The sequence below is a fragment of the Candidatus Cloacimonadaceae bacterium genome, assembly GCA_030693415.1.
Taxonomy (GTDB): Bacteria; Cloacimonadota; Cloacimonadia; order Cloacimonadales; family Cloacimonadaceae; genus JAUYAR01.
The window spans coordinates 1-12,745 of sequence record JAUYAR010000141.1 but is presented as its reverse complement, the minus strand read 5'-3'; the positions used below and the strand labels follow the sequence as shown (position 1 = coordinate 12,745).

The 12,745-nt window shown below is 48.9% G+C and carries 13 protein-coding genes; 4 read left to right on the top strand and 9 right to left on the bottom strand.

Annotated features, from left to right (window positions below; genetic code table 11):
* The coding region (locus Q8M98_08365; protein MDP3114776.1) for a hypothetical protein at positions 1-302 on the top strand (302 nt) is incomplete at its 5' end.
* A gap of 348 nt (positions 303-650) precedes the next feature.
* Here Q8M98_08365 and Q8M98_08360 read toward each other — a convergent pair.
* From Q8M98_08360 to pgsB, 7 genes are read right to left on the bottom strand one after another with little or no spacing between them, the layout of a single operon-like run.
* Positions 651-1,682, bottom strand: coding sequence for an NAD(P)H-dependent glycerol-3-phosphate dehydrogenase (locus tag Q8M98_08360; protein ID MDP3114775.1), 1,032 nt, complete (start codon positions 1,680-1,682; stop codon positions 651-653).
* Positions 1,683-2,009 carry a hypothetical protein gene (locus Q8M98_08355; GenBank protein ID MDP3114774.1) on the bottom strand — a complete coding sequence of 109 codons (327 nt, stop codon included), beginning with the start codon at positions 2,007-2,009 and terminating at the stop codon, positions 1,683-1,685.
* 14 nt (positions 2,010-2,023) lie between these two features.
* Positions 2,024-3,175, bottom strand: coding sequence for a hypothetical protein (locus tag Q8M98_08350; protein MDP3114773.1), 1,152 nt, complete (start codon positions 3,173-3,175; stop codon positions 2,024-2,026).
* Between the two features lie 10 nt (positions 3,176-3,185).
* Entirely contained in the window at positions 3,186-4,007 is an 822-nt protein-coding gene (locus tag Q8M98_08345; GenBank protein ID MDP3114772.1) for a hypothetical protein, read from the bottom strand.
* A 16-nt stretch (positions 4,008-4,023) separates the two neighbouring features.
* Positions 4,024-5,145, bottom strand: coding sequence for a poly-gamma-glutamate system protein (gene pgsW, locus Q8M98_08340; GenBank protein MDP3114771.1), 1,122 nt, complete (start codon positions 5,143-5,145; stop codon positions 4,024-4,026).
* Position 5,146: 1 nt separating this feature from the next.
* Positions 5,147-5,602, bottom strand: a complete 456-nt coding sequence (gene pgsC / locus Q8M98_08335; protein ID MDP3114770.1) for a poly-gamma-glutamate biosynthesis protein PgsC — start codon at positions 5,600-5,602, stop codon at positions 5,147-5,149.
* Positions 5,595-6,800 carry a poly-gamma-glutamate synthase PgsB gene (pgsB, locus tag Q8M98_08330; protein ID MDP3114769.1) on the bottom strand — a complete coding sequence of 402 codons (1,206 nt, stop codon included), beginning with the start codon at positions 6,798-6,800 and terminating at the stop codon, positions 5,595-5,597. Before pgsB ends, pgsC begins: the two co-directional genes overlap by 8 nt.
* A gap of 475 nt (positions 6,801-7,275) precedes the next feature.
* On the opposite strand from pgsB, the gene Q8M98_08325 reads away from it, so the two are divergent.
* Genes Q8M98_08325 through udk form a run of 3 tightly spaced genes read left to right on the top strand, consistent with a single transcriptional unit; the run spans position 7,276 to position 11,604 of the window.
* The gene (locus Q8M98_08325; GenBank protein ID MDP3114768.1) at positions 7,276-9,711 is read left to right on the top strand and encodes a transporter substrate-binding domain-containing protein; all 2,436 of its coding nucleotides are present in this window, start codon (positions 7,276-7,278) and stop codon (positions 9,709-9,711) included.
* A 3-nt stretch (positions 9,712-9,714) separates the two neighbouring features.
* Positions 9,715-10,959 carry a M48 family metallopeptidase gene (locus Q8M98_08320; GenBank protein MDP3114767.1) on the top strand — a complete coding sequence of 415 codons (1,245 nt, stop codon included), beginning with the start codon at positions 9,715-9,717 and terminating at the stop codon, positions 10,957-10,959.
* Positions 10,960-11,604 carry a uridine kinase gene (gene udk / locus Q8M98_08315; GenBank protein MDP3114766.1) on the top strand — a complete coding sequence of 215 codons (645 nt, stop codon included), beginning with the start codon at positions 10,960-10,962 and terminating at the stop codon, positions 11,602-11,604.
* Between the two features lie 77 nt (positions 11,605-11,681).
* Here the strand turns inward: udk and trxA are convergent, their stop codons facing one another.
* Both trxA and Q8M98_08305 read right to left on the bottom strand, forming a co-directional pair.
* Complete coding sequence (gene trxA, locus Q8M98_08310; protein ID MDP3114765.1) at positions 11,682-12,002, bottom strand: thioredoxin; 321 nt, start codon at positions 12,000-12,002, stop codon at positions 11,682-11,684.
* A 4-nt stretch (positions 12,003-12,006) separates the two neighbouring features.
* On the bottom strand, positions 12,007-12,279 hold the full coding sequence (locus Q8M98_08305) for a co-chaperone GroES (GenBank protein MDP3114764.1): 273 nt from the start codon (positions 12,277-12,279) through the stop codon (positions 12,007-12,009).
* Positions 12,280-12,745 lie beyond the last annotated feature (466 nt).

Here is a 12,745-nt window from a genome sequence, read left to right as displayed (position 1 = left end):
CACGTCCAATCTACCACCAGAAGGACGATCGGATCGAATCGCATCTATTGATATCTGTTCTCGCGTATGCCATTATGAAGAGTATTTTGTTCGATTTGAACCGAAAAGACTACCGAAAAAGCTGGCTGGGAATCAAAAAAGCACTATCCACAAGCATGCGATCGACCTTGATAGTTACAGATACCGCTGGAAAGAAACATCACCTCAGACAAACTGGAACCTTAGACCCTGAAGCAGCCGAAATATTCAGACTCCTCAACATCAACGTCAGTAAACACCAATACTACTCAATTCGAAAGTAGTGCCCAAAATGAAAACCTTCCCGTCTATTTTTCAATTACTTAGGCACTACTTTGCGAAACTTGGGCTAGCATTACGGAGTCAATACGGACTTAGTCCGTAATGCAAAGGGGGAAGATTTTTTGGGGGAAGAAACGAATTATGGACGCTGTCCTTTTTGATTTCAGTGGGACGCCAGGCACCCGGTTGAAAGGTATTGTGGTGGAAGGAAAACACCCGTAGACTTATTGCCGAAGATGCACTGGGAAATATTTGCCGAATGTGCTTCCCGCAGCATCGGCATGCAGCGCTACATATCGTCGATAGGCTGGATTCCCGGACAAAGAGGGATATGCTGGTGCAGAAACGGTTTATTCCGCTTTGAGTTCGCGGGTCATGAGATCGGATATGGCAGTGTGGGGATCTTTGTCCTCATAAAGAACGGCATAGACCTGATTGACGATGGGCATTTCCACTCCAAGTTTTTGTGCAGATTGCCAGACCGAGCGCGTGGTGGCGACGCCTTCGGCAATCATGTTCATGGAAGCGATGATTTCCTTCAGTTTTCTGCCCTTGCCTATCTCACAGCCCACAAAGCGGTTGCGGCTGTGGAGACTGGTGGCGGTAGTGATCAGGTCGCCGATGCCGGAAAGCCCCAAAAAAGTATCCGGTTTGGCACCGAGAGCCACGCCAAAACGTTGAATTTCAACGATTCCACGGGTGAGCAGAGCGCCGATGGTGTTGTCCCCGAAACCGAGACCGCTAACGATTCCGGCAGCAATAGCAATGATGTTTTTAACCGCTCCACCGATCTCCACTCCGATCAAATCGGAGCTGCGATAGACGCGGAAATAGCTATTGCTGAAGACGCGTTGAAGGCTTATCAATAATTCCTCGTTTGAACCGGCGATCACCACTGTGGTGGGGATCCCTCTGGAGACTTCTTCCGCGTGGCTGGGACCGGAAAGTGCGCAGATCTTATCATGGACATTGGATGGCAACATTTCCAGCAGTATCTTGTCGATAGTCAGCAGCGTATTTTCCTCAATGCCTTTGGCAACGTTCACGACTGCCAACAGCTCCAGGCTTTGCCACAGTTCCTTTACGGAAGAAGATTCGAAACCAGTCAAGGTCGAACGGATAAACTGCGCCGGAGTGGCGAGAATGATGATCTGCGGCTTGGATATGACGATGTCTTTTATGTCTCCGGTGAAGCGGACACTTTTGTCCAAAACTACGTTTGGCAAGAGTTTGAAATTGGAGCGAGCGTTCTGAAGTTCAAGTAGAAAAGCCGGATTATGCTCCCAGACGGATAGCACGTGTCCTTGATCCACCAACAGTTTGGTGAGTGCAAGACCCCATCCCCCACCGCCAATCACCGATATGCGCAATAGCTCTACCAATTATGCTTTATGGTTGTCTATCCTGAGGTTGCAAATCAGCTCGTTGTCATCGCTATCATCGTCTTCAAAGTCATCGTCGTCATCATCCCTATCGGAGATCCAATCGGGACAAAAGAGGGCGTCCTCCTCAAAATCATAGCCATCGACGCTGCCCAAACCAAAACGCTCGAGGATATCTTTGTCCCAGAAGGAATAGTATGCAGTGCCGTCCTGAACAGCCCAGACGAGGACAGGAGTTTTGTAATGGCGCAAATCGATCTTGTGGTTTTCGACCAGACCGATAAACTCCTTGAGCCGCTTGGGGTTGTCTTCTTGTTTAAAAACCATGATCTCCCCTTGTTCTAAAAGTCATATTTCACCGCTGCGGCAAATCTGTTCTCTCTATATTCTTTGAGACGCATGACCGACGCATTGGGTGAATCTACATTCCTGAGGACGTGAGTATAGTCAAGGATTAAATTCCATTTTGGGGAGATTTTGAAGTTTATGCCGGCTTTGGTATTATAGATCATGTCGATCCTGCCACCATACCAAGAGTCGTCCGATTGGTAGAAACGCTCCTCATAGGATAGCGCCAATGACGGATACCAGGTGGCGCCTTTGGGCTTGGAATCGTTTAGGGGCATTGCCTTGAGCCGGAGTGAGCCGGCATAGAGATTGCTCTCGTAGGAGCAGTCCTCGGGATCGAGAATCAGATCCTTGTTTTCAAAGATGCGATAGTAGTACGTCCCTTCAATTGTGAAAACGGGAAAGGCTTGACGAAACCCCATGCCGAAGGTGTCCGCCCTACCATCGAACTCGGTGAAGTATTGGTTGTAATAATAGTTTTCCGTTCGGGCATGGAGACGCAGGGTGGTCTTGTCCAGGGGGCGGAGGTTCAGGTCAGCGCGGTAGAGATTACGTTCATAGCTGTATTTCTCCAATTCCCCGGTTCCGTCACTATCCACATAGCTGCGCACATATACATAAGGATAAAAGCCGTATAAAATAGTGAAATCCCAATAGTGGCGCTGCACTTTCATCCGCAGGAGCATGTCCTGACGGTTCTTGTCCTTATTGGATGCGTTTTGAGACAGAGTCCCGGTGATCGATGGAACAACTTTCCACCACCGGTATTGCAATGGATATGCCAGATCGAAGCGGGCGGATAGGGTCAGATCGTCGGTGGTTTCCACATACCCAAGGTTGGGATGTTCGTCGTCAAAACGGCTGAAATCATCGTCCGAAAGCTGAAACACGTTGTCCGAATAAGTGCCTTGCAATGTGATCGAGGCATCTACCTGAGCTTGCAATACCGCGATACCAAGGATGAGTATCAGCGCGAAGGACATGATGATCGGCACAAAGTTTCGCGATGCGCGGCGTTGTCTGTTTTTCTTTTCCGCATCCTCTTTACCCCCGGCAGTGATGTCGCTTTCCTTCCTTGGAGAAATGTCCGTGCTGGGTTTCCGTATCGGGTCTTTTTCATTTGCTTTGGGGTTTTGCTTGATCATTTATTCGTCCTTATTTTGCCTTCAGGAGCACCGGTCTTGCCAAAAAGAGATGATCGCTTTGGGCGCGCAGCTCGAACGTGCTGTTGGAAGTGTTTTTTGGCAGCTCGACCTTCTTGCCGACTGAGAGATGATTGATGCCATGCACCTTGTATTTAGTTGTGCGCTTGCGCGAGAATTCGATGGTGTCGATCAGATTACCGTCTTGATAGAGCTCAAAAACGGGCACGCTGCGGTTCAAAAGACGGACACGCAGATATATGATGGCGTCACGCTTGTTATTCAATGTGAACTTCAGGGGTTGGGAGGGGGTGAAGGTATAATAATCGCTGCTGGCGGAATTGTGCGTCATAGACATGATTCCGCCGTGTTCGGCGATCGCGAGATTGGGCACTTTGGTCTTGGGGGTTTTTGGGTTCGGAGCCACGGCATAGAAAGCGCGGAAATAGATGCCGCGATCATAGCATAACACTTCGATGCTTTGCGTCCCTTCAGGAATTGATACCGAAACCGGTTCGTAGATGTAGTATCCGTTTAATCGGGATTTGAGCGTGAGGTCGAAGGTGTTTCTCTTTTTATCGATGATGACGACGACTTGTGGTTTGCGAATCGCTTCGATACCAAAGGATCTGAGCTCGATTTTGTCGATCCCGCCCACGTTCAGACGCATCGATTTTTCTGGCAGAGAACGGAAATAATAGTAGTTTCCATCTGCGTTTTTGAGAATTCTACGGTTGCCGGGATTGTCAAAGCTCATCACCCGTGGTTTGCTTTGCGCCCAAAAACTTGCCGTCGCAAGCATGAGCAGCGTCATAATTATCAGTTTCTTATACATTTATGCTCCAAAATCTTTATATTTCCTCATCGGGATCGACGATGTTTGCCATGAAACGCCGATCGTGACGATCCAGCAGGATCACAACGATCAAAGCAGCCATTAGGATCAACAAACATATTGCGCTGATGGTGACGTTGTGTTTCATCTTGCTGAAAGCGGCTCCAACACCAGGCTCGGGCATTTTTTCCTTGCCGGAGGAGATGTCATACTTCTTAGCCCATCGCATGATGCGGCGCACATGAAGAATGGGTACATTCTTGCTCGCCATCACCATCATGATGCCTTCTTTTTCAAATTGTTTTTCCGCCAAGCGGTTGTTGATTCCTTCAGGTATCAGACGCGCGTTTGGCTCGCTGCCGACATTGGCGAGTCCGCCACCGATATTGACAAAGAGCTTATAGCGCTCGCCCTCGGGAATCAATTCCAGATAAGCTTTGTCCCGCAGGTCAACGTTTTCTTCCAGATTCGAACCGATCAACAGCGGCACACCATTTCTCTTCATCGCGTCGCGCAGCGCGGCGAAACCGCTGTCGGACAAGCCGATGGCGAGATCTTCCTTGCCGCCGAAGGATGCATAGGAAGAGCCAAAATCGATCATGCCCTTTTTTTTCAAGACGGTCTCGATATCCAACCAGGTGAAGTCCTCACGATTGGCTCCATAGGAAGCGGACGATAGAGCCACGATGATGCGCGGATTGAGCTTCATCACCTTGAGCGCGGCATAGAGCGCCAGGTTGACGGACGGGTTCGAACCCGTGATCCCGATCGCCACATAGTCTCCTTCGGTGAGTTTCTGTTGGGAAAATTCATCAATGAAGATCGCCGCGATATTGGGATTGACCGCCGCTTGTTTTTCGGATAGAAGACCTCTGTCCGTCGTGATAGAACTGAGCCGGCTGCCGATCAAGCCCGTCTGGAAAGGATCGTCGATGGGGTCGATGTGCATCCCTTGGGCGATCTGTTCGGTGCGCAGACTGTCGATGAAGCTACTCATCAATTTCGCGGCTTCCACCTTCTCATCGTGAAAATCCGCTTCGATGTGCACATAACTGTTTTGGGCGATAACAAACAAGATAACGCTGAGAACGAAAAGCGCTACTAACGACCAGGATGATTTGAGTGAAGGACGATACATATTATATCTCCCCTGCGAAAACGACCATCAGAATCAGGCGAACCAAAACCGCAGCGATGCCCATGGTAGTGATGGTTTTGACGAATCCCTGGCGCTCGAACCAGTTTGCGATCAAGCCGGGAACGATATAGCCGATCGATTGCATCTGATAGGTATAAACCGTCTGATTTTGAAAGACCAGCATGCGCGTAGCCCAACCGAGAATGAAGCCGATCAAGATGCTGAGCACCATTCTCCGTTTGCCAAAGAGCAGTGTAAAATTGCCGATTATTCTGATGATTCCCCAGGTGAGCAGACTCACGATAAGGGTTCCAATGATCTGCATGGGTTTGTCCAAATAGAGCGCCACATATCCTGGCACCACAATCCCACCGGCAGAAGCGCCCAACAGTTCCGAGAATATCAGACTGATGATGACGCCGATTCCGACCGCCGCTTGCATTACTGCATCAACCACGTTCAGCTCCTTGTTGTTTTGCTTTTTTCATTGCTTGAATTTTATGTCTGAAATGAGCCACGATTTGGGCTCCGTATTTGATTCTACCTGCGATGTTGCCGATGCCCAGGACGTGGGATTCGCTACGCGTGAGTTCCAAAACTTTTTGGTAGATGACCTCGGTGAGCGGTTCGCCCAGAGGGATCACTTTGGCACGCGGAATTCCGACTGATAGCGCGTAGGATTCCACCTTTTCCGGAACTTCGCCGGTAAGAAGAATGTAGGAAAAATCCATATCTTTGACGGCGTCCAGCAGTTGTTGCGAACGGAAAATCCGATCCGCACGGCTGTTCAGAATGATAATCTTTTCAACATGGTTGAGGTGACCGGTGACCATGTCGATCACGCGGGCGGTGGACTTGGGATCGTTGGCGGCAAAGACGTTGTAGAAATGGATCTTCTTGCTTCCATCTTCGAGATAGTATTTGCGCAGCGCGCCGGGATCGGGATGCGCTTTCATCATTCCTGTGATAGCAACGTCTCTGGGCACTCCGGCTTCGGCACAGACTGCCAAAGCGAGCTGTACGTTTTCTGCATGTTCGATATATTGAAACTGCGCCAATTCCTCATGAGTGACGTCATGGGGGCGAATCTTGTGGATTTTGCAATGGCGATGTTTTGCCACTTTCTGCAAGAGCTGAAAATGCTCGTTTTCCGCCGTGTAGCAAACTCCGTGCGCAGGGATCGTATTGCTGAGGGACATGGTGACGCTCTGTTCGGTGCTGCCCATCAGATCAAGATGGTCGGGACGGCAATTTGTGATCACGCTGATCGTGCTGCGCACAAATTGACGCTCCGTGATCCATTGAAAGACGGGATTCACCGCCATGCATTCGACCACGATGGCATCAGGCTTCTGGGATATGGCATGGCGGAAGATATATTTCTGCTCGATGATGTTTGCGCCCATCAATCTGATGATCGCAGCTTCCCTGCCATCCGGCAAAACCACGCGCGGCAGGGTGCCGGTGATCTTGGCGATGGTTTTGAGACCGCCGGCTCTGAGACCGGCTGCGATCAAACGCGTCACGCTTGATTTTCCCCTCGTTCCGTTCACATGGATCCTGATCGGTATGGATAGGACGTTGCGCTTGTGTCTTCTATATTCAATTATCCAATTCAGGATCAGAAGCACCGTCGCAAATATCAGTACAGTCATTAACTCCCCTGTGCGTTTTGTAAATATATTTCCGCTGGAAAGACGTTTTTCTACAGCTATGAATAACATTTGCAATAACCATTCCAATTGCTTTTTGGGATTGGCTGGATCGGTTTTGAAAGGTATATTTTCTCGGCAAACGGATATCTTGATGACTAATCCGAACCAAAGGCAGAGCTGATCCGACCCAAAAGCCACTAATGGCTATAGACCGCGGGTTGCCTGTGCTGTTGCATATTTGGGATTGTCGGAAGGGATCGCGGAGGAATGGAATGCACAAAATGCCATATACAATGTTGAAAAATCGCCATACAATTTTTTGCATGATGTATCCATTTCACGACATCTCACTTGACAGGAATAGCCATCCGTCGAGAAAGAGGTTATGAGAATGAAAATTGATATGGAAAGATACGTGGATAGAATTGAAAATATAGCATCAGATATGCTCTGAAGCATTGGAGAAAGGACTTTTATGAAACGAATCCTGTTATTTTTAGTCGTTGTTTTCTGCCTCGGCATCATCTATGGGCAGAACGTTGAAAACGTGCGAAAAACCATCTCGATCGGCGGAGATTACAGTTATCCTCCCTATGAGTATCTGGATGATAATCATTTCCCCGCTGGTTACAATGTGGAACTAAGCCGGCGGCTGGCAGAGCAAATGGACATGACTCCCAGATTCCGTCTCGCAAAATGGGCTCAGGTGCGTTCCTGGCTGGACGACGGGCTCATAGACATGGTTCAGGGTATGGCTTTGTCTTCCCAAAGAGCGAGGACTTATTACTTCTCCAAACCGCACACCCAGACTTGGCGCAGCTTCTTCGTCCGCAAAGGATCCGGCATCAAATCCAGCTCGGATCTGATCAATGCCAAAGTAGTATTGCAGCAAGGCGATATTGCGAAGGATTTTTTGTCCACCATCGAATTCGCCGGATCGGTAGCGGAGGTTCCCACGCAGGAAGATGCGCTGAAACTTCTGAATAAAGGAGTTTACGACGCCGCCATCGTCAACCACATGCACGGTATGTTCATCGTCGGCAAAGATAAGCTCGAGCATATTTCAGTTTTATGGGATAAAATCCTTGTCAAAGATTACTGCTACGCCTCCAAAGACAAAGAATTGATCGAAAGGATCGACGTCGCATTGCTCAAATTGGCTACGAACGGAGAATTGGATACCTTGCATAAAAAATGGTTCGCGCCCTATGCTGAAAAATTACCCCATGTCAGCTTGCTATCCGATACTGGAACGATTATTACGATCATCATCGCTTTCCTGGGTATTTTTCTCAGCATAGTTATGGCATTCAGGCACAGAGGGTTGAGAAACCGCTTAAGAAAGCTTTCCACGGAACATAAAACCGTCATTGAACACGAATCCGAGCTTTTACGGGAGCATCAACTCATCGATTCCAGCTCTTTTGTTTTTTATAAATGCAGTGTCAACACAATGCAATTGAAATACATCTCACCGAGCATATCGCAATGGGGATACACATCTGAAGACCTGATCAATGAAGGTATGGGAATGATGGATCATGTGCATGAAGAAGATCGAAACGCCATACTGGAACTGATCCAAAAAAGTCCTGAAACAGATCCCTGCACCTCCACAAAATACTATCGCATATTTGATTCGGACAAGAATATCCACTGGGTCTATGACTTTAGCATCATCGTTCATGACGACAGAGGCGAAGCCTTTTCCTATGGTTTCATGCAGGACGTTAGCTCGCAGAAGGAAATGGAGAAAGAACTGATCGAAGCAAGGGACAAAGCGGAATCCGCCAGCATCGCTAAAGAGCAATTTCTGGCTGGCGTGAGCCATGAAATCCGCACTCCCCTAAATGGCATCATCGGTTTGATAAACGTCCTCCGGGAGATGGAATCCGATCATTCGCATAGGGAAATCATGGATTTGATTCTTTCCTCGGGAAAGAGCCTGATGGGCATCGTCTCCAATATCCTGGATTTTTCCAAGATCGAGTCCGGAAAATTGGAACTGATGCCCGGCAAATTCAACCCCCGGTATTTGATCGAAGAACTGATCAAGAGCTTTGTCCTCCAACGCGAAAAGGGCGGTATTGATATCAGATCGCGCGTCTCGGATGATATCCCTGATTTCGTAATCGGCGATATGTTGCGCTTGCGGCAGATCATGACAAATTTATTGCAAAACGCCATCAAATTCACCAATTCCGGCTGGGTGGAGCTATCAGCGGAAGTTTATACTCTCTCAGAAGACGATATCCGCATCCTTTTCTGTGTTTCGGATACCGGCATCGGCATGAAATTAGCGAAGGTCAAAGACATTTTTGACAGATTCGGCAAAGCGGATTCCACGATCAGCAATTCCTACACTGGATCCGGATTGGGCTTGTCCATAGTGAGGCGATTAGTGGAACTGATGGAGGGCTTAGTCTGGGTGGAAAGCGAAACCGGCAGCGGCAGCCGATTCTTCTTTCTAATTCCCTTCCGGCTCACAGACACAACTGATGCTGACGTTGCCCGTTCAGATCCTGCATCCATGAACAACAGCATGCTCATCCTATTGGTGGAGGATGATCCCGTCAGTCAAAAGGTTACCAAGCTCCAGCTTGAGAAATGGGGTATGCAAGTGGATGTGGCAAATTCCGGATATGAAGCATTGGAACTCTATGACGCAAAAACCTATGACTGCATTTTGCTCGATTTGCATCTTCCCAGTATGGATGGAATCACGGTGTGCAGGCTGATTCGCGAACATGAACGCAAGCGTGGGATATACTCCAAGATCGTTGCTCTCACCGCTGCCTCGACCAAGGAAGACAGAGCCCGGTGCCTGGAAGCAGGGATTGACGAATTTGTGACCAAACCGGTTGATTTCAGAGTCCTACATAGACTAATCACAAAAGATAAACAGGAGTAATCCATGAAACGCTGTATCGTTGGCATATTATTGATCCTCATCACGGCTGTGCTTATTGCCAAAGACTTCACTGTCAAACGCGAAAAGACCTGGCTGCGCAATGGCGCCGCAAACTATCACGAAACGATTGTCCTCATCCCGGTCGAAGCCAAAGTAAAGGAACTGAAGAATCTGGATGACTGGCTCTATGTGCAATATCAGAATCAGAAGGGTTATATCCCCGTAAATGCCCTGAAAGTGCAGCCTCCCGGTTCAAACGTCTTTGCCTCCATCCAAGGCGGCAGCGCAAAATCCACGGTCACCCAACACAGCATCTCCGCAGGCACGAAAGGTTTCGCACAACTGTTCAACAATCATTTCAGCCTGAGCGCTGACGAAACATTCTATGACATCGCGCTTGGACAACAGATCGACACCACCCGCTTTGCAGCGTTCAACAAGGCAACATATCGAACCGCCAGGGATAAGCTCTTTCGCAATGCCCTTTCCCTGCCTCTAAAGAAGACGCCGGATTATTTTCCCGATGCCCAGGAAGGCTTTGGACTTGTCATAGCCGGCGTGATCGCAAACCAGGGACTCTACCATCATCCGAAATTAATTGAATACGTCAACTTTGTGGGGCAGACCGTCGTTGCTGCTTCCGACGGCGGAGACATCCCCTTCCGTTTCTTCATCCTCGATATCTCCCAACCCAATGCCTATGCCTGCCCGGGCGGAATTATCTTCATCAGCAAAGGCATGCTCCAATTGATCAAAACCGAAGCTGAACTCGCTTTTGTCCTGGCACACGAAATCGCCCATGTCACCCGTTTCCACGGAATGATCGAAACTATAAAACGCGAACATCAGATCGCCGCCGCTTCCGCTTCTGACGAACTGGACACTGCGCTGCCGGATGCTTTCAGCGCCAAGGCAAAAGACATCGAACAGGAACTTGAAGCCGATATCATGCAAATGTTCAACACCCTCATTCAGGGACGCCTGGACGCCTATGAACAGGAAGCGGACATCGTTGGTTTGCGCTATCTGGCGCGGGCTGGGTATCATCCCCAAAATGCAGCCGAATTACTCACGCGGCTCATAAACATACGCTATGAATCCAACAATCAACACTACCGGCGGGATAGCATTCGCGAACGCAGTGCCTGGCTGAACAGTGAACTTGCCAAATACAAGGGACTCAAGCTCCCCTTTTTTGATCACAAAGATCGCTGGAACAATCAAAAAGCTCTGATGGACAGACCATAGATGAAGGACAACAACGAATCGCGTTTGATTCTGATCGGAGGGGGAACCTGCTCGGGAAAAACGACTATGGCTCGCGCTATCGGAAAACGCATCCCCTCCCTCAAACACGTCATCATCTCCCATGATAACTATTACAAAGACCTCAGCTATCTCAGCCGCGAGGAAGCTCTGCAAACCAATTTTGACCACCCCGATGCCATCGACCGGGATTATCTGATGACCGATATCAAGGCTATGCTTGCCGGCAGCGCGGTCAACGTACCGGATTATGACTTCATCAATCACTCCCGCAGCGAGGGTACCCTCTGCGTCGCCAATGCCGACGTCATCATCCTGGAAGGAATCTTTGCCCTTTACTACCCGGAATTGTTAGAGCTCTCCGACCTCAAGGTCTATGTCGATACGGATTCCGATATCCGCCTCGCTCGCAGAATTTATCGGGACACTCTGGAACGCGGTTATGAAGTCGAATCCGTCCTGGAGCAATATCTGGAAACAGTGAAACCCTCACATCAGGCATTCATCGAACCCACCAAGAAAAACGCCGATGTCATCATCCCCGGTGAGAAGGACTTTGACAAAGTGCTCTATATGCTAAACGGCTATCTGCTCTATGAACTGGTGAGAGACGCGAGCCGGCACTGATAAATCCAGTTGCTATGCAAAAGGCTCAACCTTATATGGTTGAGCCTTTTTTTTGCTGTTATGATCTGATACGCCGATTACATATATGCTTTCAGCTTGTCTAATATCTTGTCCTTTTGCACCAGACCGACCAACTGCCCGGCGATCTCACCTTGGTAAAAGATGAGCAGGGTCGGTATGGACATGATCGAGTATCTACCTGCGATCTCAGGACATGAATCAATGTTGCACTTTACAACCTTGACTTTCCCTTCGGTCTCGAGGGCTACTTTTTCGATCGTGGGAGTGAGTGCTTTGCAAGGTCCGCACCATGGTGCCCAGAAATCCACCAAAACCGGCAGATCGCTTTGCAAAACTTCGGCTGCGAAACTATTTACGCTCAATTCATGCACCGACATTGTTCTACTCGACGATGGCGAGGATGTCGCTTTTGGCGAGAATCAACAGCTTTTCGCCGTCAATTTCGATCTCAGTGCCGGCATACTTGCCATAAAGAACTTTATCGCCCACTTTCACTACCTTCTGTAATTCCTCGTCTGTCCCAACGGCGATCACTTCCGCCATCTGGGGTTTCTCTTTTGCCGTATCGGGAATGATGATTCCGCCAACTTTTTTTTCCTGTGCCGCGGTTTCGATCTTCACGACAACGTGATCTTCAATAGGTCTGAGTTTCATGTGATTCCTCCATGATATTTTTTAATTATAGTATAAGCTATATTGTTCAATTAGCAAACCACGTATTTGAGTGCTAAGAAATTGTCAAGAAAAACATGGGGCTGGGGATTGATGATAGGAGGAAAGGTGGTGCCCGTTGCGCAGCATGCCGATGCTGCGGAGACGGAGAGATGTTTGTCGGCGAACAGGTGAATGGGTGAATAGGCAGCCCTATCAGGGGCGATACAAGATAGCTCGGGGTGCATCAAATGCGAAACCCCGTGATCGATAGACACAAACCCATTCCACCTTTCCACCTTCGCAGCATCGGCATGCGGACGGGACATCTTGTCAAGTCCTAATATAGTTGACGCTAGGTTGCCACTTTTTGCGATAGCGCTACACCCCTCCATAGTATGCCCCCCAAGCGAAGTTTTCGTGCAGATCAACAAGCCACTGGATACGCGTGAATCCTGTGAGTTATTCT